Source organism: Glaciimonas sp. Gout2 (assembly GCF_035018905.1).
In the GTDB taxonomy this organism is placed as follows: Bacteria; Pseudomonadota; Gammaproteobacteria; order Burkholderiales; family Burkholderiaceae_D; genus Glaciimonas.
Genome location: NZ_JASJXA010000004.1, coordinates 42908 through 67117, shown reverse-complemented (window position 1 = coordinate 67117; position 24210 = coordinate 42908). Strand labels below are relative to the sequence as shown.

At 49.9% G+C, this 24210-nt stretch carries 21 protein-coding genes and 4 tRNA genes; 9 read left to right on the top strand and 16 right to left on the bottom strand.

Annotated elements, in window-relative coordinates; all coding sequences use genetic code 11:
• Positions 1-9: 9 nt before the first annotated feature.
• The 13 genes from rpoB to QN379_RS04795 form a co-directional block, all read right to left on the bottom strand.
• The gene (gene rpoB, locus QN379_RS04855) at positions 10-4116 is read right to left on the bottom strand and encodes a DNA-directed RNA polymerase subunit beta (protein ID WP_322233950.1); all 4107 of its coding nucleotides are present in this window, start codon (positions 4114-4116) and stop codon (positions 10-12) included.
• Between the two features lie 324 nt (positions 4117-4440).
• Complete coding sequence (gene rplL, locus QN379_RS04850) at positions 4441-4815, bottom strand: 50S ribosomal protein L7/L12 (RefSeq protein ID WP_205322868.1); 375 nt, start codon at positions 4813-4815, stop codon at positions 4441-4443.
• Between the two features lie 84 nt (positions 4816-4899).
• Positions 4900-5436 (bottom strand): 50S ribosomal protein L10, encoded by a 537-nt coding sequence (gene rplJ / locus QN379_RS04845; RefSeq protein ID WP_205322867.1) that lies wholly within the window; start codon positions 5434-5436, stop codon positions 4900-4902.
• Positions 5437-5795: 359 nt separating this feature from the next.
• Positions 5796-6491, bottom strand: a complete 696-nt coding sequence (gene rplA / locus QN379_RS04840) for a 50S ribosomal protein L1 (protein WP_322233953.1) — start codon at positions 6489-6491, stop codon at positions 5796-5798.
• The gene (gene rplK / locus QN379_RS04835; RefSeq protein ID WP_168057399.1) at positions 6491-6922 is read right to left on the bottom strand and encodes a 50S ribosomal protein L11; all 432 of its coding nucleotides are present in this window, start codon (positions 6920-6922) and stop codon (positions 6491-6493) included. Before rplK ends, rplA begins: the two co-directional genes overlap by 1 nt.
• Positions 6923-7143: 221 nt before the next feature.
• Entirely contained in the window at positions 7144-7680 is a 537-nt protein-coding gene (gene nusG, locus QN379_RS04830) for a transcription termination/antitermination protein NusG (protein ID WP_370446503.1), read from the bottom strand.
• A 71-nt stretch (positions 7681-7751) separates the two neighbouring features.
• The gene (secE, locus tag QN379_RS04825) at positions 7752-8132 is read right to left on the bottom strand and encodes a preprotein translocase subunit SecE (protein WP_322233957.1); all 381 of its coding nucleotides are present in this window, start codon (positions 8130-8132) and stop codon (positions 7752-7754) included.
• 39 nt (positions 8133-8171) lie between these two features.
• A tRNA-Trp gene (locus QN379_RS04820) sits at positions 8172-8247 on the bottom strand.
• Positions 8248-8386: 139 nt separating this feature from the next.
• Positions 8387-9586 carry an elongation factor Tu gene (gene tuf / locus QN379_RS04815; RefSeq protein WP_205322864.1) on the bottom strand — a complete coding sequence of 400 codons (1200 nt, stop codon included), beginning with the start codon at positions 9584-9586 and terminating at the stop codon, positions 8387-8389.
• A 137-nt stretch (positions 9587-9723) separates the two neighbouring features.
• Positions 9724-9798, bottom strand: a tRNA-Thr gene (locus QN379_RS04810).
• A gap of 114 nt (positions 9799-9912) precedes the next feature.
• Positions 9913-9986, bottom strand: a tRNA-Gly gene (locus QN379_RS04805).
• 70 nt (positions 9987-10056) lie between these two features.
• Positions 10057-10142, bottom strand: a tRNA-Tyr gene (locus QN379_RS04800).
• Positions 10143-10332: 190 nt separating this feature from the next.
• Positions 10333-11418, bottom strand: coding sequence for a type 1 glutamine amidotransferase (locus QN379_RS04795; protein WP_322233959.1), 1086 nt, complete (start codon positions 11416-11418; stop codon positions 10333-10335).
• A gap of 441 nt (positions 11419-11859) precedes the next feature.
• Between QN379_RS04795 and kefC the strand changes: the two genes are divergently transcribed.
• Positions 11860-13698 carry a glutathione-regulated potassium-efflux system protein KefC gene (kefC, locus tag QN379_RS04790; RefSeq protein ID WP_323506144.1) on the top strand — a complete coding sequence of 613 codons (1839 nt, stop codon included), beginning with the start codon at positions 11860-11862 and terminating at the stop codon, positions 13696-13698.
• A 147-nt stretch (positions 13699-13845) separates the two neighbouring features.
• Positions 13846-14295 carry an ArsC/Spx/MgsR family protein gene (locus QN379_RS04785; RefSeq protein WP_323506143.1) on the top strand — a complete coding sequence of 150 codons (450 nt, stop codon included), beginning with the start codon at positions 13846-13848 and terminating at the stop codon, positions 14293-14295.
• A 58-nt stretch (positions 14296-14353) separates the two neighbouring features.
• Here the strand turns inward: QN379_RS04785 and QN379_RS04780 are convergent, their stop codons facing one another.
• Together QN379_RS04780 and QN379_RS04775 are read right to left on the bottom strand one after the other, a co-directional pair.
• A complete protein-coding gene (locus tag QN379_RS04780) occupies positions 14354-14548 on the bottom strand; it encodes a DUF2905 domain-containing protein (protein ID WP_322233966.1) in 195 nt (64 codons plus the stop codon).
• A 171-nt stretch (positions 14549-14719) separates the two neighbouring features.
• Positions 14720-15898: a class I SAM-dependent methyltransferase gene (locus QN379_RS04775; protein WP_323506142.1), complete on the bottom strand. Its 1179-nt coding sequence runs from the start codon at positions 15896-15898 to the stop codon at positions 14720-14722.
• 232 nt (positions 15899-16130) lie between these two features.
• On the opposite strand from QN379_RS04775, the gene QN379_RS04770 reads away from it, so the two are divergent.
• From QN379_RS04770 to glmU, 6 genes are all read left to right on the top strand, one after another.
• The gene (locus tag QN379_RS04770; protein WP_322233972.1) at positions 16131-16919 is read left to right on the top strand and encodes an SDR family NAD(P)-dependent oxidoreductase; all 789 of its coding nucleotides are present in this window, start codon (positions 16131-16133) and stop codon (positions 16917-16919) included.
• Positions 16920-16968: 49 nt separating this feature from the next.
• The gene (locus QN379_RS04765; RefSeq protein ID WP_323506141.1) at positions 16969-17385 is read left to right on the top strand and encodes a dihydroneopterin aldolase; all 417 of its coding nucleotides are present in this window, start codon (positions 16969-16971) and stop codon (positions 17383-17385) included.
• 32 nt (positions 17386-17417) lie between these two features.
• The gene (gene ttcA, locus QN379_RS04760) at positions 17418-18380 is read left to right on the top strand and encodes a tRNA 2-thiocytidine(32) synthetase TtcA (protein ID WP_416186851.1); all 963 of its coding nucleotides are present in this window, start codon (positions 17418-17420) and stop codon (positions 18378-18380) included.
• A 307-nt stretch (positions 18381-18687) separates the two neighbouring features.
• Positions 18688-19020, top strand: a complete 333-nt coding sequence (locus tag QN379_RS04755; RefSeq protein WP_322233976.1) for a YegP family protein — start codon at positions 18688-18690, stop codon at positions 19018-19020.
• Between the two features lie 238 nt (positions 19021-19258).
• On the top strand, positions 19259-19843 hold the full coding sequence (locus QN379_RS04750; protein WP_322233978.1) for a hypothetical protein: 585 nt from the start codon (positions 19259-19261) through the stop codon (positions 19841-19843).
• Between the two features lie 345 nt (positions 19844-20188).
• Entirely contained in the window at positions 20189-21547 is a 1359-nt protein-coding gene (gene glmU, locus QN379_RS04745) for a bifunctional UDP-N-acetylglucosamine diphosphorylase/glucosamine-1-phosphate N-acetyltransferase GlmU (protein WP_323506140.1), read from the top strand.
• Between the two features lie 121 nt (positions 21548-21668).
• On the opposite strand, the gene QN379_RS04740 is transcribed toward glmU, so the two are convergent.
• Entirely contained in the window at positions 21669-22133 is a 465-nt protein-coding gene (locus tag QN379_RS04740) for an Lrp/AsnC family transcriptional regulator (protein ID WP_322233982.1), read from the bottom strand.
• A gap of 172 nt (positions 22134-22305) precedes the next feature.
• Here QN379_RS04740 and glmS point away from each other — a divergent pair, with 172 nt between their 5' ends.
• Positions 22306-24123, top strand: coding sequence for a glutamine--fructose-6-phosphate transaminase (isomerizing) (glmS, locus tag QN379_RS04735; protein ID WP_322233984.1), 1818 nt, complete (start codon positions 22306-22308; stop codon positions 24121-24123).
• The last annotated feature ends 87 nt before the right edge of the window (positions 24124-24210 follow it).

Genomic DNA, 24210 nt, shown 5'->3' with positions numbered 1-24210 from the left:
GAAACCGCTTTAGTCGCGATCGAGATCCATATCAATACCTAGCGAACGGATTTCTTTCAACAGCACGTTGAAAGATTCCGGCATACCGGCTTCGATAACATGGTCACCCTTGACCAGGTTTTCATAGACCTTAGTACGACCGTTCACGTCGTCTGATTTAACTGTCAGCATTTCTTGCAGTACATACGATGCGCCGTACGCTTCCAATGCCCACACTTCCATCTCACCGAAGCGCTGACCACCGAATTGCGCTTTACCACCCAACGGTTGCTGAGTAACCAGCGAGTAAGGACCGGTGGAACGTGCATGCATCTTGTCGTCGACCAGATGGTGCAGTTTCAGGTAATGCATATAGCCAACGGTGACACTACGCTCAAACGCTTCACCAGTACGACCGTCATACATCGTGACCTGATTCTTCGATGGCGTCATGCCAAGTTGCTTAGCAACGGCATCTGGGTAAGCCAGATTCAACATACGGTTGATTTCAGCTTCGTTTGCACCGTCAAATACCGGCGTTGCGAAAGTCACACCTTTTTTCAGATTCGCGGCCAAACGCAATATCTCGTCGTCGCTCATGCTGTCCAAATCTTCAACTTTGCCCGATTCGTTATAAATCGTGTTGAGGAACTGACGCAACTCGGCAATTGCAGTTTGCGCCTTCAGCATTTCGCCGATACGCAGACCCAGACCTTTTGCAGCCCAACCCAAATGGACTTCCAGCACCTGACCGATGTTCATCCGTGACGGAACGCCCAGCGGGTTCAATACGATGTCAGCTGGCGTACCATCTGCCATATGTGGCATGTCTTCGATAGGCAGAATGCGTGACACCACACCCTTGTTACCGTGGCGACCCGCCATCTTGTCGCCAGGTTGCAGACGACGCTTAACAGCCAGGTAAACCTTGACCATTTTTTGCACGCCAGGCTGCAACTCATCGCCTTGAGTAAGCTTCTTACGCTTTTCTTCGAATGCCAGATCAAACTGATGACGTTTCTCGGCGATCGATTCTTTGATCGCTTCCAGCGCGATAGCAGTCGGATCGTCCGATGGACGGATATCAAACCAATGGTATTTATCCAGGTCAGCCAGGTATTCCTTGGTCAACTTGGCGCCTTTGGCCAATTTCTTAGGACCACCATTGACGACCTTGCCGATCAACATACGCTCTAGACGTTCAAAGGCATCGCCTTCAACAATCCGCAACTGATCGTTCAGGTCGAGACGATAGCGCTTCAGTTCGTCATCGATAATTTGCTGCGCACGTTTGTCGCGCACAATACCTTCGCGTGTAAATACTTGCACGTCGATAACGGTACCGACCATGCCCGATGGCACGCGCAACGAAGTATCTTTTACGTCTGACGCTTTTTCACCAAAAATCGCACGCAGCAGTTTTTCTTCTGGTGTTAGTTGCGTTTCACCTTTAGGTGTAACTTTACCAACCAATGTATCGCCAGCTTCAACTTCTGCACCGATATAAACAATCCCTGCTTCATCCAGACGCGCTAGCTGATTTTCGGCCAGGTTCGAGATGTCACGCGTGATTTCTTCGGCGCCCAGCTTGGTATCACGTGCCACCACCGATAACTCTTCGATATGGATTGACGTGTAACGATCATCAGCAACAACTTTTTCAGAGATCAGAATCGAATCTTCGAAGTTATAACCGTTCCATGGCATAAATGCCACGAGCATGTTTTGACCAAGAGCCAACTCACCCAGGTCAGTCGATGCACCATCAGCGATAACGTCAAGCTTAGCAACGCGATCACCGACTTCAACGATAGGCCGCTGATTGATGTTGGTGTTTTGATTCGAGCGGGTGTATTTGATCAGGTTGTAAATATCAACACCGACTTCACCAGCCAACGCTTCTTCATCATTGACCCGAATCACCACACGGCCAGCATCGACGTAATCCACAATACCGCCGCGCAACGCTTGCACCGTAGTGCCAGAGTCAATCGCCACAGTACGTTCGATACCGGTACCAACCAGTGCCGTTTCCGGACGCAAGCAAGGAACTGCCTGACGCTGCATGTTGGCGCCCATCAACGCACGGTTCGCATCATCGTGTTCCAGGAATGGAATCAACGAAGCCGCTACCGAAACCACCTGACCGGTTGCCACGTCCATGTATTGAACACGTTCGGGCGATACCAGAATTGTTTCACCCGCTTCACGCGCCGAAACCAATTCATCCGACAACTTGCCCGATTTGTCGATGGTCGCATTCGCCTGAGCGATGATGTAACGACCTTCTTCAATCGCGGACAGGAAATCGACTTGTTCAGTGATTTTGCTGTCAACAACCTTGCGGTATGGTGTTTCAAGGAAACCGTACTCATTCAAACGCGCATACAACGCCAAGGAGTTGATCAGTCCAATGTTCGGACCTTCCGGTGTCTCAATCGGGCACACACGGCCATAGTGAGTTGGATGCACGTCACGTACTTCAAAACCAGCACGTTCACGCGTCAAACCACCGGGCCCAAGTGCCGAAATACGGCGCTTGTGGGTGATTTCCGACAACGGATTGGTTTGATCCATAAACTGCGACAACTGCGACGAACCAAAGAACTCACGAATTGCGGCCGAAATCGGCTTGGAGTTGATCAGATCATGCGGCATCAAATTATCAGCTTCAGCTTGGCCCAAACGTTCCTTGACCGCGCGCTCAACCCGCACCAAACCAGCACGGAATTGATTTTCTGCCAATTCTCCGACGCAACGCACACGACGATTACCTAAGTGATCGATGTCATCGACTTCGCCGCGACCATTGCGCAACTCAACCAAAATCTTAATGACAGCCAACACATCTTCGTTCGACAACGTCATCGCGCCGGTCAACTCATCACGACCAATACGACGATTGAACTTCATACGACCAACAGCCGACAGATCGTAACGATCTTCGTTGTAGAACAGGCCGTTGAACAACGCTTCAACTGAATCTTCAGTTGGCGGTTCACCAGGACGCATCATGCGATAGATAGCAACTTTAGCCGCCATCTGATCGTTAGTGTCGTCACTGCGCAGCGTTTGCGATATGTATCCGCCTTGATCCAGATCATTGGTGTACAACGTCTGGATAGCAGCGATATCAGCTTCGCGTAACTTTGCCAGCAATTCTTCAGTCAACTCGTCGTTCGCGTTGGCAACTACTTCGCCGGTATCTTCATCGATAATGTTGCGCGCCAAAACGCGGCCCAACAAGTAATCTTCCGGAACCGAGATATTCTTAATACCAGCAGCTTCGATGTCGCGAACATGCTTCGAATTGATACGCTTGTCTTTGGCGACCAATGCGTTGCCAGCTTTATCAACGATATCGAAACGCGCAACTTCACCACGCAAGCGCTCAGCAACGAACTCCATCTCTGCGCCTTCATTGCGCAATGCGAAATTGTCGAATACAAAGAAATTAGCCAGAATCTGCTCGACCGACATACCAATTGCTTTTAGCAGGATCGTGACAGGCATCTTACGACGACGGTCGACACGGAAGAACAAGATGTCTTTAGGATCGAATTCGAAGTCAAGCCATGAACCGCGGTAAGGAATGATACGGGCCGAGAATAACAACTTACCGGACGAGTGCGTTTTGCCGCGGTCATGTTCAAAGAACACACCAGGCGAACGATGCAACTGCGACACGATGACACGTTCAGTACCATTAATCACAAACGAGCCAGTAGTTGTCATCAAAGGCAATTCGCCCATGTAAACTTCTTGCTCTTTCATTTCTTTAACAACCGGTTTAGTTGGAGATTCTTTATCAAGAATAACCAATCGCACCTTGGCACGCAGAGGCGACGCGAACGTCAATCCACGTTGTTGACATTCCTTGACATCGAACGGTGGATCACCGAGGACGTACGACAGGAATTCGAGACGCGCAAATCCATTGTGCGAAACGATAGGAAAAATGGACGAGAAGGCAGATTGCAAGCCCTCGTTTTTGCGTTGAGACGGTACTTTGTCTTGCTGCAAAAAGCCCAGATACGACTCGAGCTGGGTCGCCAGCAGGAACGGAACTTGATGAACATTCGCACGTTTCGCAAAAGATTTGCGAATGCGTTTTTTCTCAGTAAATGAGTAATGCATGGACACTCCGTGAGTGACAGGAAGGATAGAGAATTCAGGATTCGATAAGTTAGATAGATATATCTCCCGGCTAACCAAATTGATTAACCGTTAAGACAAACTATAAAACCCAACAGCTACGAAACCTCAAGTCTCAGCCCTTCGAGCTTGGCTGCAAAAAGAACGCTATAAACCGGTCAAGAGCTAACCTGGTTCAACGAGTAAAACTTATAACAACAATAAAATTGAAAACGACAAAGGAGCCAAAGCCGAACCCCCACTTTCGGGGGATTCTGCACTTTGACTCCTGCACCTCCTTGACGGAGGCGCACTGTGAAATCAGAATTACTTGATTTCCGCTTTCGCGCCAGCTTCAACCAATTTCTTCTGTGCGGCTTCAGCATCTGCTTTAGAGACAGCTTCTTTAACTGGCTTCGGTGCGCCGTCAACCAGGTCTTTAGCTTCTTTCAAGCCCAGACCAGTGATTTCACGAACTGCCTTAATTACGCCAACTTTGTTCGCGCCGAATTCAGTCAGGATAACTGTGAATTCAGTTTGCTCTTCAGCAGCAGCAGCGCCACCGCCAGCAGCGCCGCCAGCAACAGCAACAGCTGCAGCCGAAACGCCAAACTTCTCTTCGAATGCCTTAACCAGGTCATTCAATTCCAAAACGGTCAGGGCGCCAACTGCGTCCAGGATTGCGTCTTTGTCAAGTGCCATGTGAAACTCCTAAATTTATTTGATAACAACATCTAATTAGTACTAACGCTGAAAAAAGCGTCGAAATGCACCTTAACTATGAAATTAAGCGGCTACTTCTTCGACTGCAACTTCGCCGGCAACAACGCCAGCGTCGGCTTCTTTTTTCGCTGCCAAAGCAGCCAAACCACGCACAAATCCGGATATCGGAGCTTGCATCATGCCCACAACCTGGGCCAGCAGAACTTCACGACTTGGGATATTTGCCAACGCTACGACAGCCGCTTTATCAAGCGATTTGCCAGCGAAGTTACCCGCTTTGAGGACCAGTTTGTCGTTGGTTTTTGCAAAGTCAGCAAGGACTTTAGCAGCAGCAACGGCATCAACCGAGATCGAATAGATCAACGGACCGGTCATTTCGTTTGCGAGTTCAGCAAAAGCGGTACCTTCAACGGCACGACGTGCTAATGTATTTTTCAATACACGCAAGTACACCCCTTGGGTACGCGCATTGGCGCGCAGTTGCGTCAAGTGACTAACCTGGATGCCACGGTATTCGGCCAAGACGATAGTCTGCGCAGCTTTCACTTTTGCAGAAACTTCGGCTACAACGGCCTTTTTGTCATTCAGATTGAGACTCAAGATCAACCTCCATAAATGATGCTCAGTAACAACATAGCCGCAAGTGGCTACTCACCTCACATCGGTTCGAACACGGCGTCCGAAGTTAGGAGTTCAGTACCAGGGCGCTATAAATAACGCAGCAGTGTTGAGACTACAAAACTTGTTCGGGTGCACCATCTGCGCTGGGGTCCAGACAACTTAACATCATCTGACATTTTAACTTTGTGCATAAACCTGCATGCACGCCGCCCAACGGTCTTTGATTGTCTAAACCGCCATCATCGTTGACGATGACGATCTAGCCCAAAGATTTGCCTTAATCACCAGCGCTAGTACAAGTTGTACCTTCGCGGCGCCATAAGGACTTGATTCAGTAATTAAGCAACCAAGCTTGCTTGCTCAACGCGGATACCAGCACCCATCGTTGAAGACAGCGAAACCTTGCGCAGGTAAACACCTTTGCTGGTTGTTGGCTTAGCTTTAGCTAATGCATCGATCAGTGCCAACAGGTTCGATTTCAGATCAGCATCGCTGAACGATTTACGACCGATTGTTGCGTGAATGATACCGCCTTTGTCGGTACGGTATTGCACTTGACCAGCTTTCGCATTTTTAACTGCAGTAGCAACGTCAGGAGTAACAGTACCGACTTTTGGGTTAGGCATCAGGCCACGTGGCCCTAGGATTTGACCCAGAGTACCAACGATGCGCATTGTGTCTGGCGAAGCGATAACGATATCGAAAGGCATGTTACCGGCTTTAATTTGCTCAGCCAGGTCTTCCATACCAACAATATCTGCACCCGCTGCTTTAGCTTGTTCAGCTTTTTCGCCTGAGGCAAAAACAGCAACACGAACACTCTTGCCTGTACCAGCTGGTAATACGACGGAGCCACGGACAACTTGATCCGATTTCTTTGCATCAACGCCCAATTGGACGGAGACATCGATTGACTCATTGAATTTAGCAGTTGCGCATTCTTTGATCAAAACAATGGCGTTATCGAATGGATAAGCCTTGGTGCTGTCAATTTTTGCTTTGATTGCTTTTACGCGTTTAGTTAACTTAGCCATTACAGACCCTCTACCGTGATGCCCATCGAACGAGCGGAACCGGCGATAGTACGCACGGCAGCTTCCAGATCAGCACCAGTGAGGTCGGGCTTCTTCTGAGTAGCGATATCTTCTGCTTGTTGACGAGTAATCGAGCCGACCTTATCGGTATGCGGCTTAGCCGAACCCTTAGTGATACCAGCTGCTTTTTTGATCAAAATAGTTGCAGGAGGCGTCTTCATGATGAACGTGAAGGACTTATCCGCAAATGCTGTGATCACAACTGGAATTGGCAGACCTGGCTCAACACCTTGAGTCTGGGCGTTAAACGCTTTGCAGAACTCCATAATGTTAAGACCGCGCTGACCCAGTGCAGGACCGATCGGAGGGGACGGGTTTGCTTTACCAGCTGGAACTTGCAGCTTGATAAAACCAATAATTTTCTTTGCCATGATGGCTCCTACGTTGGTTGAGTGTTAGCGCCTTTTCGCTCAGTTGCCTGACCTAATTGGGCTCCTCTCTTACTAATAACAGCGAATTGACAAGTTCTTCGAACTTACTGCGCTTCGCTGGGCGCATCCTAAAATTTCTCTAATACTCACTTCTGTATTACTAATTCTTTGCTTCCGAGCCCTGCATTCCTTGCGACGATTAACAACATTCGACTCAAAAATTAAACTTTTTCGACCTGCCCAAATTCCAGCTCGACCGGTGTGGCACGACCAAAAATGGTGACCGTCACGCGCACGCGCGATTTTTCGTAGTTCACTTCTTCAACGTTACCGTTGAAATCTGTAAACGGACCATCTTTAATACGCACTAACTCGCCGACTTCATACAATACCTTTGGACGCGGCTTCTCGACACCATCTTGCATTTGCTGCATGATTTTGTCGACTTCGTGCTGTGGAATTGGAGTCGGCTTGTTTGACTTGCCACCAATAAAACCGGTAACTTTATTCGTATTCTTGACCAAATGCCATGTTTCGTCAGTCATTTCCATTTCAACCAGAACATAGCCAGGAAAGAAGCGACGCTCGGTGACAGATTTTTGACCGTTCTTGACTTCAATTACTTCTTCAGTTGGCACCAAAATCTGGCCAAACTGATCTTGCATACCGGCACGTTCAGCACGCTCGGTGAGTGCACGCATGACGCTTTTTTCCATACCAGAATAGGCGTGCACAACATACCAGCGCTTCTTGCCCATAGGCGCAGACGCCGGTGTCGTTACATCGACCGGCGTTGCTTGTGCGTCGTCTTGTGTGCTTTCGCTCATTATTATTTCCAACCCAGAATCACGTCGTACAACAAAACCTCGAGGAGCTTATCGGTGCCCCATAGGAAAATTGCCATCACCAGAACAAAGACAAATACGATTGCAGTAATTTGCATCGCTTCTTTGCGGGTAGGCCAGACCACCTTTTTAGTTTCGCGTATAGCTTCTTTCGCGAAACTCAGAAAACCACGACCTTGCGTCGAGGTCCATGCCAAGGCAATCGCCACAAGCAAACCGGCGACCAAAACGCTTGCACGTACCAAGCTTGGCTTGTCCGACAAAAAATAAAAGCCGACTATGCCGGCAACGACAGCTAATACTGCCAATACTACTTTGAGCTTGTCGCCGGATGGGCTGACTGTTTGCACAGGGTGGTTAGACATACTTGGATTTATACTTTCAGTACCCTACACCTAAATCGGTGGCAGGGGCGGAGGGCATCGAACCCCCAACCTCCGGTTTTGGAGACCGGCGCTCTGCCAATTGAGCTACACCCCTAACGCTTAACATTACCATGAGTTATCTGGCTTCTTAACTCACTCTAGACTCTACTACTCACTACTTTTACAACCACTATTTGCTGAGACATCAACGCCGCAAGACGGATAAATCCAGAATTGCGGCGCGTTCAGCTAACTTATTGTGGATCTGGCAGGATCTTGGCAACAACACCCGCGCCAACTGTACGACCACCTTCACGAATAGCGAAGCGCAAGCCTTCTTCCATCGCGATTGGGTTGATCAACATCACAGTGATCGACACGTTATCGCCCGGCATGACCATTTCTTTGCCTTCTGGCAAAGCGATCGAACCAGTGACGTCCGTGGTACGGAAATAGAACTGTGGACGATAGTTGTTGAAGAACGGTGTATGACGGCCGCCTTCATCTTTCGACAACACATAGATCTCGCCAGTGAAATGCTTGTGTGGCTTGATCGAACCTGGCTTGGCCAAGACTTGACCACGCTCAACGTCTTCACGCTTGGTACCGCGCAACAACACACCGACGTTATCGCCAGCTTGACCTTGGTCTAGCAACTTACGGAACATTTCAACACCAGTACAGGTCGTTTTTTGTGTGTCGCGGATGCCGATGATTTCCAGCTCTTCGCCAACTTTCACAATACCACGCTCAATACGACCAGTCACAACAGTACCGCGACCGGAGATCGAGAATACGTCTTCCACTGGCAGCAAGAAAGCACCGTCAACTGCGCGCTCCGGGGTTGGAATGTAGCTATCCAACGCATCGGCCAGTTTCATGATCGCTTCTTCGCCCAACGGACCTGTGTCGCCTTCCAGCGCCAGCTTCGCTGAACCCTGGATGATTGGCAGATCGTCGCCTGGGAAATCGTACTTGCTCAATAACTCACGCACTTCCATTTCAACCAGCTCGAGCAACTCAGCGTCGTCAACCATGTCTACTTTATTCAGAAACACAATGACGTATGGCACACCAACTTGACGCGCCAACAGGATGTGCTCACGCGTTTGCGGCATTGGACCATCAGCAGCAGAACAAACCAGAATCGCACCGTCCATCTGAGCAGCACCAGTAATCATGTTTTTAACATAATCAGCATGGCCTGGGCAGTCAACGTGCGCGTAATGGCGATTCGCTGTTTCGTATTCTACGTGCGAAGTATTAATAGTAATACCGCGTGCACGCTCTTCCGGGGCAGAGTCAATCGTGCTGAAATCGCGCATGTCGCCGCCGAATTTCTTGGTCAGCACTTTAGAAATCGCCGCAGTCAGTGTAGTTTTACCATGATCAACGTGGCCAATCGTACCCACATTCACGTGCGGCTTGGTCCGCTCAAATTTACTTTTTGCCATCTTGGAACTCCTAAAGATTTGATGAGAATGTTCAGGCACGCGCCCGACTGCATTGCATTGAATACTACGATTGACTAATCCAGAGAACACAGCGCTAACTTCACACTGATTCGGGCACTGCAAACAAACTGTATAGCTGGTGCCCTTGACGTGGATCGAACACGTGGCCTCTCCCTTACCAAGGGAGTGCTCTACCACTGAGCTACAAGGGCTATGCTGCCCGTACACCGAAAACTCACAGTGGCACGTTCAACTTATAAACTTGAAAACCATTTACTTGCAACTCATGTACTACTAAATCTGTAATGCCAAACTTTTTACTGAACTGGAGCGGGTGAAGGGAATCGAACCCTCGTCGTAAGCTTGGAAGGCTTCTGCTCTACCATTGAGCTACACCCGCGAGATCATTTCTTCAACCACAACATTTTTACTTACTCTGCACAACAGTACTACTTCACTATTTCCGGCAATGGTGGAGGGGGCTGGATTCGAACCAGCGTACTCGCAAGAGGGCAGATTTACAGTCTGCTGCCATTAACCACTCGACCACCCCTCCGCACGGAACCCAAAACTATAGTGAAACTTCCTGACTTTGTCAACCACTACCGATAATTTCTTATGAATTAGTTTCATAATGCATTAAACAGCTTTATCGCTGAAAGCCAAGCCCAACAGTATACAACGAAGATTTTCAAATAGACAAGCGCTACATCAAAATATAATGATATTTCTTGCGAATGTGTATTTTAGAAACGCGTTTCCCGCGCTGCCCGCAAAAATCCATCCAATATTGGCGTGCAATCGAGCAATTCTGGACCACCTGCACGGTGGAATTCGGGATGCCATTGCAAACCCATGACAAAAGGTGCTTTGCGATAGCGGATAGCCTCTGTGATGTTATCTACGCCGGACACTGCCTCAACGGAGAGATCGCGACCAAGATCCTTAACTGCCTGGTGATGAATTGAATTCACCACCCACTCTTTGCGCGTATCACTGTCCGACGCAAATAGGGCCGCCAGCGACGATCCCGGTGGAAACTGGATCGCGTGATGTAGACGATCATATTCATCGTTCACATGGGCGATCGAGGTCGGGACGTCGGTAGCGATGTCCTGATACAAGGTCCCGCCCAACGCGACATTGATTAGTTGACAACCACGGCAAATGCCCAGTACTGGCTTGCCTGCCTCTATAAATTCGTGCAGCAACTCGAGCTCATACATGTCACGCACGCGGTCACCACCCCACTCTGGTCTGGTAGCGGCTTCGGCATAGCTTTGCGGCGAAACATCTGCACCACCTTGCAATACTAATCCATCCAGATGCTTGGCATAGTCACGTAGACGAATACTACTAGGATGTACCAGGCCATTGGTGTTCACGGTCGGAATCATGAATACGAGTACGTCGCGCGACATCACCCACTGTGCAATCGATTCTTCAAGATATTGCAATGTCCGTCCGCGTAAACCTTTTGCCCCTTCTTCAGGATGAAATATACGCGCGGAAACGCCAATTTTCAGCGTACGCTGCATCATTCTGCGGCCAGCCTTGTCCGATATTGCTCGGACCCGCGCTGCAATCAATTTCCAGGTTTGCGTCCATGGCGCGTCATCTGCTCGAGCGCCGGAAGTTGCGCTGCCAGCGTGGCCTAAACTGGTATACACCGTCGGTTGTTCCGCCGGCTTAATAATTTTTTCTGCCATGGCGGGAGACGACGCAGTTACTGGCTCAGGAGACGCAGCAAGCGGCTCAGAAGCATTTTCGGATATAACAGGGGGCTCAATAGGAAGGGTAGGTATTGATTCAGAATTTTTCTTATCGGTCATGGTGTCGAAAACTTAAAGTGGAATGTAGGTAGACTATCGCCAGGGCAAAACTATCCGTAGCAGCTAAATTTCGCTAATCCTCGTTATTACATTGCTTTATTACGTTGACCACTCAGCACTTTATTGATACTTCTGGCGATCCATTCGCTTCCGCGCAAACTGGCTCACTGCGCTGGCGCCAGCGATACAATTTTGCCAGCAGGATAAAAAATTATTTACCAAAGTATAGGCCTACTTAGTTTAATTTAGCGCTTGATGCAATATTTAGGCATATAGAACGGTCGATCAAGCGTTACCTCTGCGTTGAGGCCTAAACACGCCTACAACCTCTGGCATCATCGCGGTATCACGATGTTTGATACCATGATTCCACTTGGAGCAGCGTCGAGCAACTATCGATCAACGTGGTGCAAATGTCCCACAATAAATTACACATAGCCAATGGAAAAAAGTCTCTTACTCAATGCATTAATCTATTTGGCCGCAGCTGTCGTCGCAGTACCGATTGCCAAGCGCCTAGGACTAGGGGCGGTCCTAGGTTATCTGTTGGCGGGTATGGTAATCGGACCTTGGGGTCTGCGCCTGATCGATGGCGTTGAAGATATTTTGCATTTTTCTGAGTTCGGCGTAGTTCTGCTGCTCTTTTTGATCGGACTGGAACTTGAGCCTAAACGTTTGTGGTCATTGAGGCGGCCAATTTTCGGTTGGGGCGGTACGCAGGTTGGTATCGTCACGCTAGCGCTATTTGGCGCAGCAATCGGCTTTGGTGTTGACTGGAAAACCGCACTCATCGCCTCGCTTGGGTTATCGCTATCATCCACCGCTATCGTGCTCGCCACGCTGTCAGAGCGTAAATTGACAGCCACGCCTGCAGGTTCTGCTGGATTCGCGATACTGTTGTTTCAGGATATTGCCGCGATTCCGATGATTGCGATTGTTCCCTTGCTAGGGGTCGCTGCGGTCCAAGGCAGCGATGCCGGTTGGCTGAGCGCTGCTAAGGCTGTTGCTGTAATCGCTACACTGATTTTTGGTGGCCGTTTTTTGGTACGACCTCTGATACGCATGATCGCCAAAACCGGCCTGCGAGAAATTTTCACGGCATTTGCCTTACTCCTGGTGATCGCGACTGGATTACTGATGGAGTGGGTCGGCATGTCGATGGCATTGGGCGCATTTTTAGCTGGTGTTTTGCTGGCCGATTCTGAATACCGACACGCCTTGGAAACCGACCTGGAACCTTTCAAGGGCTTGTTACTTGGCTTGTTTTTTATTGCAGTAGGGATGTCCGTAGATTTCGGCGTATTTCTTGCGCAGCCATGGTTAGTACTTGGCTTGGTCGCAGGTTTTTTACTTATCAAAATAAGCGTGCTATATATCCTCAGCAAGCTATTCAAAATCGCCCGAGCCCAACAATTTTTGTTCGCAGTATTGCTATCCCAAGGCGGCGAATTTGCTTTCGTCGTATTTGGTGCGGCTGCCGCAGCCAAGGTCTTCACACAGGAGACTTCCTCACTCCTGGTGGTGGTCGTGGCGCTCTCAATGGTCACCACACCCTTATTGCTAATTTTTTATGACAAGGTCGTCTTGCCGTATTTTGTGTCAACGCGCCAGCGGCCCGATGACGTCATCGACGACAACGAAAATCTTGTCATCATTGCTGGGTTTGGACGCTTCGGACAAATTGTAGGACGCTTGCTGCACGGCAATCAGGTCAGCATGACGGTGCTTGACCATGACCCTGATCAGATCGATTTATTACGTAAATTCGGCTTCAAAGTTTTTTACGGTGACGCTACCCGCATCGATTTGTTACGCACGGCGGGCGTCGCCAAAGCGCGCCTGCTGGTAGTTGCCATTGATGATATTGACGGCAGCTTGCGATTGATCGCTGCAGTTCGACGCGCTTATCCTTTGCTGCCGATTGCGGCGCGTGCACGCAATATTACCCACTATTACGATTTGATGGACCTTGGCGTCACTGTTATTGAGCGCGAAACCTTCGACTCCGCCTTACAACTTGGTCGACAAGCTTTACAACAACTGGGCTTCGGTCCATCGCGCGCGGAGCAAGCTGCGATAAAATTTCGTGCACACAATTTACAAACCGTGCATGATATTTATCCGCATCATAAAGATCAGCAACAGATGGTTTCGTTAGCAAGGCAAGCGCGTGCCGAACTTGAAGAAATGTTCGCGCACGATCAGATGATTCGCAATAACGAAATTGCAATTGGTGGTGAAACAGGCAAGGATCCGGATGCGGACGATGGGCGCGACTGAGTCGCCAACGCAGGCGGAATCAACCTTCACGGCGGATCGGGCGATCTCGCTGCTGCTTAGAACCGACAAACTCGACATCCTTCGCTAGCGCGTTTACACTCAACGCCGCCAGCATTTGGCAGCAGTATTACAAAAAGGCTTCCAATTATGATCACAATTTATCACCATCCTCGCTGCCCGTTTTCGCGCGAAGCACTTCACCTGATCGAAGAAATTTCGACCCGTGAAAACCTTATCCTCGAGATAATCGACTATCAGCAACTACCGTTGAGTATCCCGCAGCTGATTAACTTGCAAAAGAAATTAGGCCTTCCGATCAGTGCCATGTTGCGCAATCAGGATCCAAAGTACACAAAACTCAAGCTCTCCAAGGCTGACGACTCCCAGCTATTACAAGCACTCGTTGATTATCCAAAATTGCTACAGCGCCCCATCGTGGAATATCAAAATCGTGCCGTCATCGCACAACCATCCGCATTGGTAGAGACATTATTTGAAACCTCGGGGAAAGCAAAACCCCGGTCAAAATCTGCGGCTGCGGCTGCGGCTGCGGTTACCGTTGCGGATGTGGTCCCGGCACCACCTTCGGCAGAATAAACCGCCTATAAGACGCATGACCAGCAAGCTATCGCGATAACACTTGGACGCCCCTTTTCTACAGAAATCGTGCGAGCAAAAATACGACTGTCGAAATCAGAATCGTCGAGGCAAATGGCAACGAGAATACTTTGCCAAACAGCTTAAATCGGACGTCTCCAGGCAAGCGTCCGATGCCCATTTTTTCTAACCATGGCAGAGCGCTGGACAATACAATTACCGCAAGAAAAATTACTAAAACCCAACGAATCATACCGTTCTTTCAATTGAAGCCACATCTTGATGCCAGCGGCAGGACGGTCTTACGTACAACACCTTAGAACATGATCGACAGCTATGACCAAGCCGCTAAATGCGTTAAGTAAAACAAACAAGTTTGGCAATTTAATTTGAGCCTATCGCTATTTAGGCCCATCAAGCTCGATCACAATTTGTGGCAACGATCATTGCGTCCAAAGCGGGCCGGAAAAATTGCTTGCTTCCCTACAATCAACACCTTAAATAATTCACCCATCTCAGCCGGAGATATTAATTTTTGAACCGCATTCGCCTGAGGTAAATACTGCAAGGCATTTTCCGGCGGGGTCCGCAACAACAATTCGGCAATCCCTGCATCAAGTAGAAAAGCCGCCTGGCAGGTATACCCCAACACATCCATGCCACCATGAATGGCGGCGACGGCCATCGCGGTAAAGTCAACATGGGCCGTCACATCCTGCAAACCCGGCCAATAAAATGGATCTGGGTGTGCGTGGTGACGATAGTGGCACATCAGCGTGCCTTGATCGCGCTGTCCCAAATAATATTCAGCCGCAGGAAATCCATAATCGAGGAATATCGCCACACCACCAGAACCGGCGTTCAACATTGCGGCTACCGAGTGCATAAAACCGATTGCTACCGGATGGACTTCTGTCAAATAGCCAACCGCCAAGTCATCAGCGCCTGGGATTTGCTCCACCAACGATGGATTTGCTAACCGATCAACATAGACGAACTGCGCCTCACCGACTGAATCCGTCACCTCTTCTAAGCCAACTCCGCGCTGCATCCAGGTCTGTTCGCCCCGTAACAGCATCTCAACCGGCATCGCATCCAACACTTCATTACCGATCACCACGCCTGAAAAAGACGCTGGCAACCGATCCAGCCACTGCACTTGCCTAAAGCCACTCAGCTTCTGCTCTTGCCGTGCGCGCAACTCGGCCGACAGCTCAACGATGTAATATGCGTCAAGACTAAACCCATTGGCATGCAATTCGGTCAGGATATCAAAGGCCAATTGCCCGGTACCGGCGCCGAACTCCAGCATCTGCGGCGCTAACGTTGCGTCTGTCGCAGTGATCAGTTCTGTGGATAATTGCGCAAGTGTTGCGCCAAAAAGCGGCGTAATCTCCGGTGCGGTTGTAAAATCACCGTCTTTACCCAGTTTTGCTGCGCCACCGCTGTAATAACCGAGGTTTGGTGCGTATAACGCCAACTCCATATAACGAGCGAATGAAATCCAGCCATCATAATGACGGATTTCGGCGGCAATGAGGTTGTGCAGCAAGCGTGACGCGTGCTGCGCTTCGATAGAAGCTTCGGGTAGTTGCAGTTGCATGGCGATATTGTAGGAGATATCACCGGTTTCATAGCAACTTCAATAGCTTTTTTTAAATGCTAACATACTGTCAATTCGCTGCAAATCTTAGCGTAAGCAATGACAAACAAAGACGAATAGTCATCCCGAGCTTGCACGATTTTTGAAACAACTCAGAAAATTATTCGAGAATATTAAAGAAACATACTCGACTTTAATGAATTTTAGCCAATTTTAGTGAATTTTTTCCCCAATGAATTACTCTCCCACACGGCCGCTATTAAACGCCAAAGTAGCACTTGTTACCGACGCCTCGAATCCACTCGGCAGCATCATTTCGCGCGCGCTGGCACAACAAGGGTGGGACCTTGCCCTACATTACGGGGATGCACAGCCACCGGCATTGCTGCTGAAGCTCGTCAAAGAATGCGAAAATCTGGGTCATCGCGTGCATCTCATCAGCGCCGATCTAGCCGATGAAACACAGGTTAAGTCGTTGATCCCACGGATCATTGTCGCCCTTGGAAGCCTAACGTGCGTGGTCAATAACGCAGCCCGTGTTGTGGCTGATGTTGCCGCCGATTTTTCAGCCTCACACCTGGAACGGCATATGCGCACCAATTTAGCCGCGCCAATTCTATTGGCGCAATCGTTGCATGCAACCACTGCTGAAGGAGCGCAAGCGGTGGTCATTAATTTATTAGACCAAAAACTGTTTAATCCCGCACCTGACTTTTTATCTTACACATTGTCAAAAGCGGCACTTCAAAAGGCGACAGACTTGCTGGCCCTGGCGCTGGCACCAAGGGTACGCGTGGTTGGCATTGCCCCGGCGCTCAATCTTGATGCTCCCGGTTTGACTCTCACATTGGACGCTGCCACGACCGCGGATGACTTTGCCGCCAGCATCTGTTTTATCGCCAGTTCGACCGCCGTTACCGGCACCACTTTGCTGATCGACGGCGGCGCGCATTTGCGCGCTCGTTCAGGAAATCGGAATGTCATTGTCCCGACCACAGCATCTGCACTATCGGCGACCTGATTCATGAAAAAATCAGCCAACATCAACCTTATTTTTACTGACTGAAACCATGCCATCTGCGCTCATCCATCCCGATCTTAGCGACTGCCGCCGCCTATTTTTGCGTAACTACGAAGTGCAGATCAATATCGGCGTCTTTGAATTCGAAAAAAAAGGCGAACAGCGGGCGCTCATCAGCGTTGATCTGTTTATCCCATTGGCGGTGTCGACACCCAATAATGATCAACTCGATGAAGTTGTCGACTACGACTTCATGCGTAACACTGTCGCGAAACGCATGCAGCAAGGCCATATACATCTCCAAGAGACTTTATGTGATGACCTTGCCAGCGCGTTGCTGGCACATCCCAAGGTACGTGCCGTGCGTGTCATCACCGAAAAACCGGACGCTTATAACGACTGCGATTCAGTTGGCGTCGAAGTATTTCGGATCAAACCGAAAGCATCATTGTTGGAGCCATTATGAATTCCGTATTAAAAACATTTTTCGATCCAAATATGCTGGATCTCATCCCAGCCATACCCCATCTCGCGAGCGCCGTTGCTGAGCAGCCAGCGCCGCCGAGTGCAAAGCAAGTCGAAAAGATCGCCCACGAAAATAACAAGCTGCATAAACGTCTTTGTCGGCAAGTCGGACAAGCCATCGGCGACTTCAACATGATTGAAGACGGCGACAAAATTATGGTGTGTTTATCGGGCGGCAAAGACAGCTACGCGCTGTTGGATATTTTGATCACGTTACGCCAGCGTGCACCGATCAATTTCGAGATCATCGCAGTCAATCTGGATCAAAAGCAGCCGAATTTTCCTGCGCATATACTGCCCGACTACCTGACCAAACTCGGCGTGGCGTTCCACATTGAAAATCAGGATACTTACAGTATCGTCAAGCGCCTGATCCCGGAGGGCAAAACCACTTGCTCGCTATGTTCCCGCCTGCGCCGCGGCATTCTGTATCGCGTCGCCACAGAACTGGGTGCCACCAAAGTCGCGCTTGGTCATCATCGTGACGACATCATGGAAACTTTCTTTCTAAACATGTTTTTTGGCGGCAAGTTAAAAAGTATGCCGGCCAAGTTACAGTCAGACGACGGCAAACAAATCGTCATCCGCCCATTGGCCTATGTAAAAGAAGCGGATCTCAGCCGCTACGCTGAAGTGAAACAATTTCCGATCATTCCCTGCGATTTGTGCGGCAGTCAGGAAAATCTGCAGCGCAAACAGATCAAAGGCATGCTGCGTGATTGGGAAAAGAAGCATCCTGGGCGCGTAGATAACATTTTCTCGTCGCTGTCCACCGTCGCGCCATCGCATCTGATGGATCGCAACCTGTTCGACTTCACCGGACTGAAAGCAACCGGCATTGCCGACCCCAACGGCGATATTGCCTTTGATGATGAGCCATGCGCCGTGCCAACTAATACTGTCTCAAGCATCATTCCGTTGCAAGTTGCCGAATAACTGAATAACCAGTTCGGCAAATCAAACGGCTTATTTGTGACGCTAAACGTTACAAATAAGCCGTTTTCCAACTTTGGATCACTGATTTAACCGATAAACCGTTTATGGCAGTTAAACGCACAATTCACCATCTTGCAAATTTTCAATGGTAGTTGCGAGATCGGACTATATAATCAAAACTCCTGCTGGCATTAAGCAAAGTCGATAAGCGGCCTCAATAAGCTGTATCAATCCGCCATGTCAACGGGACGTGAATTTGTTTTACGGGTGCTCATCTCGCTCTATTAATCATCGGAGAAGAAATTATATGCCCGCTTCCTACACCCTCAAAAGGGACAGCGATGGACAGTTTTATTTTGTGTTGTACGCAGCTAATGGTGAAGTCGTCTTAACCAGCGAAACCTACGCAGCCAAAGCATCTGCAGAAAATGGCATCGCCTCAGTACAAACCAACAGCTCGCATGATGACCGGTACAGCCGAAATCAGGCAGCCAATGGCAAGTTTTACTTCAATCTGAAAGCTGCCAATCATCAAGTCATCGGCCACAGTCTGATGTACAGCACGACCGTTGCCCGCGATGTTGCCATCGCCACGGTAAAGAAAAATGGACCAACGCAATCGGTAGTCAATGACACGTGACGACATAGTCACGTAATGGGCCAGTCAACGTCATCACATAACGGTTTAAAAATACGATTTCCATCGACCTCCGCATAACTTGGCGGATCACTTGATGGTTGTGTGAAGTTAGCTTTCTGTTGCGCGACTGTTGCACAAGAGGCAATAATTATTATTGTATTTGCAACCAACTGTAAGCCGCGTCATCTTTTCTGACGACAATCCGTTCTAGACTGCACAATACTAATTAAGGGCTCACATGAAACATCGATACCTTCATCGTTATGCTGTCCTGGCGTTCACTATTGCAGCCACTCTTACTGTCGCCGGTTGCGTGGTCGCACCGCAACAGCGCGTAGCGCATGAAAATCACATTGTTCAAACACCACCAGCGCCATTATCCGAGGTGATCCCGCCGCCACCTTATCCCGATGCCTATTGGATTGGCGGCCACTGGAAATGGGAAGGTAACCGCTATGTCTGGAACAACGGACACTGGGAACAATCTCGTCAAAATCAAGTGTTTCAGCATCCTTATTGGAGTAACAATGGTGTCGAATGGACCTATCATCCAGGTCGTTGGGTAACGCTAGTTCCAACCACTAGCACCTCAGCAATAGTCATCAACGTCGCGCCGCCTCCACCTAGAATCGAAAACCTGACGCCCTCGCCTAGTCCGAACCATGTCTGGATCGGCGGCTATTGGCGCTGGAACAATGGCGAGCACGTATGGGTCAGCGGACATTGGGAAGTGCGACGCGACGGTTATTTTTATGCACCGGCACATTGGTATCGAAGTGGCAACACCTGGACCTTTTCCAGCGGATTCTGGCAGCACTATTAAGCCTTTAAAGTGTCTTTGATGAGATGAAGTTGCTATAAATCGCATATTTACCTCCCACCGTGGCAATGCCACCATGGGAGGTTGACGTCTAGACGGATTATTTATCTGGGTTGACGTCCAATCCGTATTTAAAAATATCCTCAGCGTCGTAGCAGAAGCTCCAGCATCGACCAAATGGAAAGTACTATCTTTCTCGCTTCGTTCTCTTTTAAGGCCTCTCATTACTGATCGCGGAGATATTGCCTTGCCATATTGTTTATCCGCTATTGCCGACCAAAAACCATTGAAATGATTGTGGGCCATCGTGCTAAAATTTCGCACCTCATTTCACTGCAAAGTACCGTCATGAACGTCGTCATCCTCGCCGCTGGAATGGGCAAACGCATGCAGTCCGCCCTACCCAAAGTCTTACATCCGCTGGCGGGTAAATCCTTGCTAACGCATGTTATCGATACAGCACGCACCTTATCGCCCACGACGTTGTGCGTCATCTACGGGCACGGCGGCGATGCAGTGTTGACCCAATTTACTGCTGCCGACTTAGTATTTGCCAAGCAAGAGCCGCAACTAGGCACCGGCCACGCGGTCATGCAAGCGATTCCACAACTCGACGACGCTGTGCCGACACTAGTTCTATACGGCGACGTGCCGCTGACCACCAGCGCATCGTTGCAACGTCTGGTAGCCGCAGCTGGCTCAGACAAACTCGGCATCTTGACAGTACAACTTGACGACCCAACCGGCTACGGCCGCATCGTTCGAGAAAATGGCGCAATTGTTCGTATTGTGGAACAAAAGGACGCCACCCCAACCGAGCGCGCTATTACCGAATGTAACACCGGCATCATGGTCGCACCCACCGCGCTGCTAAAGCAATGGCTCGCTGGCTTATCGAACAACAATGTACAGGGCGAATATTATCTGACCGATATCGTCGCCAGCGCCGTTGCCGGCGCCACCGAAGTCGTATCAGCGCAGCCAGACGCAGTATGGGAAACCTTAGGCGTCAACAGCAAAGTCCAATTGGCCGAACTGGAACGCATCCATCAACGTAGCGTTGCGGATCGTCTGCTGGAACAGGGCGTGACCTTGCTTGATCCAGCGCGTCTTGACGTGCGCGGCACGCTAACTTGCGGTCGCGATGTCACGATCGATGTTAATTGTATTTTTGAAGGAAGCGTCACGTTAGAAGATGGCGTGACTGTGGGTGCCAATTGCGTCATCAAAAATGCCCACATTGGCCTTGCAGCCAATATCAAACCTTTCTGCCACATCGAGCAAGCGACAGTCGGTGCAGCCTCCCAAATCGGACCTTATGCCCGATTACGGCCCGGTACCACACTGGGCGAAGAAGTCCACATCGGCAATTTCGTCGAAGTCAAAAACAGCCAGATCGCCGCGCACAGCAAAGCCAATCATCTGACCTACCTCGGCGACGCGACAATCGGTTCGCGCGTTAATATCGGGGCCGGCACGATTACCTGTAACTATGACGGCGTCAATAAATCCCGCACCATCATTGAAGACGACGTATTTATCGGTAGCGTCAGCCAACTCGTGGCACCCGTCACGGTCGGCAAAGGCGCTACTTTGGGAGCAGGAACTACGCTGACCAAAAATGCGCCAGCAGGCAAACTCACCGTAGCGCGCAGTAAGCAAATGACGATCGATGGCTGGGAACGCCCTGTAAAAATAAAAAAATAGTGCTTTTGGTAAGTTGCGCCAGAATTTGAACGCTAGCCAAGGCGGTTCATGGTGAAAGTTACGCCATTCAACCGATCATCATTAACCGCCTTAGACCGTCAACACAGCGAGCACTTCTGTCTCAAACCGCAATGTTAGTCTCAAACTTGCTGCGCAAAATCGAAAAATACGTTTTCACGTTGCGTACATTTTTTTGCGCCGCAAATAACTTATGCGCCATCGCATGATAGGCCGCCATATCGGCAACCTGCGCTACCAACACAAAATCCGGCCCTGGCGATACGCGATAGCATTGCAACACTGACGCCTCTTTCGCAACCAGCGCCTCAAATGCCACTTGATATTCGTCACCCTGATGATCCAGTGTGACTTCCACCAGCGCCGTTAGTCCCGCACCCACCTTTTCCGGCGCAACGATTGCCACCTGGCGCACGATCACGCCCAGATCGGTCAAGCGCTTAACCCGACGCAAACAGGTTGGTGCAGATGCATGAATAGTTGCTGCCAACTGCTGGTTGGTTTGCGATGCATCCATTTGCAGCGCGTTCAAAATACGCCGATCAAGCCCATCTAAAATAATATCCATATGGAAATTCAAAATTAATCTGAAATATTTAACCAAAAATTAGTGATATTTGAATTTAAATATCACCAATTAATTACAGTGAAATAATACGTCATTTTTAACTGTATAAAGAACATTTATTTCATTCTCTTACGCCTAGAATAGAATTATTCATATTTATTCTGAGGTTGCCATGTGCGGTATCGTCGGCGCAGTTGCGCAAAACAATGTCATTCCAATCCTCATCGAAGGATTAAAACGCCTTGAGTACCGCGGCTATGACTCTTGCGGCGTCGCTGTACATCTGGATGGAAAGTTGCAACGATCGCGCAGCACATCGCGCGTTGCCGATCTGGAAAGCCAGATCGTCACATCAGGGCTAAACGGATTTACCGGCATCGCCCACACTCGTTGGGCCACCCACGGCGCACCCGCCACGCACAACGCCCATCCGCACTTTTCCCGCGACCGCATTGCGCTGGTACACAACGGCATTATCGAAAATCACGATGACCTCCGTGCCGAATTGCAAGCCGTCGGTTATGTGTTCGAAAGTCAGACCGATACCGAAGTCATCGCCCATCTGGTTGATCACATGTACACCGGCGACTTGTTCGACACCGTCCAGCAGGCCGTCAAGCGCCTCACTGGCGCTTATGCCATCGCAGTATTTAGCCTTAATGAGCCACATCGCGTGGTCGCTGCCCGCCAAGGTTCACCGCTGATTGTTGGTATCGGGAAAGGGCAAAATTTCGTCGCATCCGACGCAATGGCGATCGCTGGCACGACCGATCAGATTGTCTATCTGGAAGAAGGTGACGTTGTCGATTTGCAACTGCAAGGCGTCTGGATCGTCGATGCCAATGGAAAATCTGTCGAGCGCGAAGTCAAAACCGTCCATGCGTATAGCAGCGCGGTCGAATTGGGGCCGTATCAGCACTACATGCAAAAAGAAATCTTCGAGCAACCACGCGCTATTGCCGATACGCTCGAAGGCGTCATTAACATCATGCCGGAACTGTTCGGCGACAAAGCATTCAGCACTTTTCAAAAAATAGATTCAGTCCTTATACTGGCATGCGGCACCAGCTATTACGCTGGCCTGACCGCCAAATACTGGCTAGAATCAATCGCCAAAATTCCCACCAATGTCGAAATCGCCAGCGAGTATCGCTATCGTGACAGCGTGCCGAACCCAAACACACTGGTCGTCACCATCACCCAAAGCGGCGAAACTGCCGACACACTCGCCGCCGTGAAACATGCGCGTGCCCTAGGAATGCTGCACACGCTGACGATTTGTAACGCCGCCACCAGCGCCATGGTGCGCGAATGCGCGCTAGCCTACATCACCCGCGCAGGCGTCGAAGTCGGCGTAGCCTCAACCAAAGCCTTCACCACGCAACTGGTCGGCCTCTTCTTGCTGACCCTGGCATTAGCACAGTCAAAAAATCGCCTCAGCGACGAACAAGAGCAAGCGCACCTCAAAGCACTACGTCATCTGCCCGCTGCGCTCCAAAGCGTCCTAGCACTGGAACCGCACATCGTCGCCTGGGCCGAAGCCTTTGCACGTAAAGAAAACGCACTTTTCCTCGGGCGCGGCATTCACTATCCAATCGCCCTCGAAGGCGCATTAAAGCTCAAAGAAATCACCTACATCCACGCCGAAGCCTACGCCGCTGGCGAACTAAAACACGGCCCGCTCGCGCTAGTCACCGAAGAAATGCCCGTCGTCACCGTCGCCCCCAACGACGCCCTAATCGAAAAGCTCAAATCCAACATGCAAGAAGTCCGCGCTCGTGGCGGTCAGTTATACGTCTTCGCCGACGCCGACTCCCGTATCAATTCCAGCGAAGGCGTACACGTGATTCGACTGCCGGAAAACTATGGCGTTCTATCACCAATTCTGCACGTGGTGCCGTTACAGTTACTGGCGTATCACACCGCGCTGGCACGTGGGACGGATGTGGATAAGCCGAGAAATTTGGCTAAGTCGGTGACGGTTGAGTGAGTAGAGGTAAGCGCGTTATTTTAATGTGCGGACCACAAAAAATTCACTTAATGATTGAGTAATGCCTCCCTAAGTTGGCAACCGCTA

Coding starts and splice junctions, on each gene's coding strand:
- QN379_RS04775 (WP_323506142.1), bottom strand. CDS start 15,898: ATGCAACTGCAACTACCCGAAGCTTCTATCGAAGCGCAGCACGCGTCA.
- tuf (WP_205322864.1), bottom strand. CDS start 9,586: ATGGCAAAAAGTAAATTTGAGCGGACCAAGCCGCACGTGAATGTGGGT.
- QN379_RS04755 (WP_322233976.1), top strand. CDS start 18,688: ATGCCCGCTTCCTACACCCTCAAAAGGGACAGCGATGGACAGTTTTAT.
- QN379_RS04750 (WP_322233978.1), top strand. CDS start 19,259: ATGAAACATCGATACCTTCATCGTTATGCTGTCCTGGCGTTCACTATT.
- ttcA (WP_416186851.1), top strand. CDS start 17,418: ATGCTGGATCTCATCCCAGCCATACCCCATCTCGCGAGCGCCGTTGCT.
- rplL (WP_205322868.1), bottom strand. CDS start 4,815: ATGGCACTTGACAAAGACGCAATCCTGGACGCAGTTGGCGCCCTGACC.
- rplK (WP_168057399.1), bottom strand. CDS start 6,922: ATGGCAAAGAAAATTATTGGTTTTATCAAGCTGCAAGTTCCAGCTGGT.
- QN379_RS04785 (WP_323506143.1), top strand. CDS start 13,846: ATGATCACAATTTATCACCATCCTCGCTGCCCGTTTTCGCGCGAAGCA.
- secE (WP_322233957.1), bottom strand. CDS start 8,132: ATGTCTAACCACCCTGTGCAAACAGTCAGCCCATCCGGCGACAAGCTC.
- glmU (WP_323506140.1), top strand. CDS start 20,189: ATGAACGTCGTCATCCTCGCCGCTGGAATGGGCAAACGCATGCAGTCC.
- QN379_RS04770 (WP_322233972.1), top strand. CDS start 16,131: ATGAATTACTCTCCCACACGGCCGCTATTAAACGCCAAAGTAGCACTT.
- QN379_RS04795 (WP_322233959.1), bottom strand. CDS start 11,418: ATGACCGATAAGAAAAATTCTGAATCAATACCTACCCTTCCTATTGAG.
- kefC (WP_323506144.1), top strand. CDS start 11,860: ATGGAAAAAAGTCTCTTACTCAATGCATTAATCTATTTGGCCGCAGCT.
- rplA (WP_322233953.1), bottom strand. CDS start 6,491: ATGGCTAAGTTAACTAAACGCGTAAAAGCAATCAAAGCAAAAATTGAC.
- rpoB (WP_322233950.1), bottom strand. CDS start 4,116: ATGCATTACTCATTTACTGAGAAAAAACGCATTCGCAAATCTTTTGCG.
- QN379_RS04780 (WP_322233966.1), bottom strand. CDS start 14,548: ATGATTCGTTGGGTTTTAGTAATTTTTCTTGCGGTAATTGTATTGTCC.
- nusG (WP_370446503.1), bottom strand. CDS start 7,680: ATGGGCAAGAAGCGCTGGTATGTTGTGCACGCCTATTCTGGTATGGAA.
- glmS (WP_322233984.1), top strand. CDS start 22,306: ATGTGCGGTATCGTCGGCGCAGTTGCGCAAAACAATGTCATTCCAATC.
- QN379_RS04740 (WP_322233982.1), bottom strand. CDS start 22,133: ATGGATATTATTTTAGATGGGCTTGATCGGCGTATTTTGAACGCGCTG.
- QN379_RS04765 (WP_323506141.1), top strand. CDS start 16,969: ATGCCATCTGCGCTCATCCATCCCGATCTTAGCGACTGCCGCCGCCTA.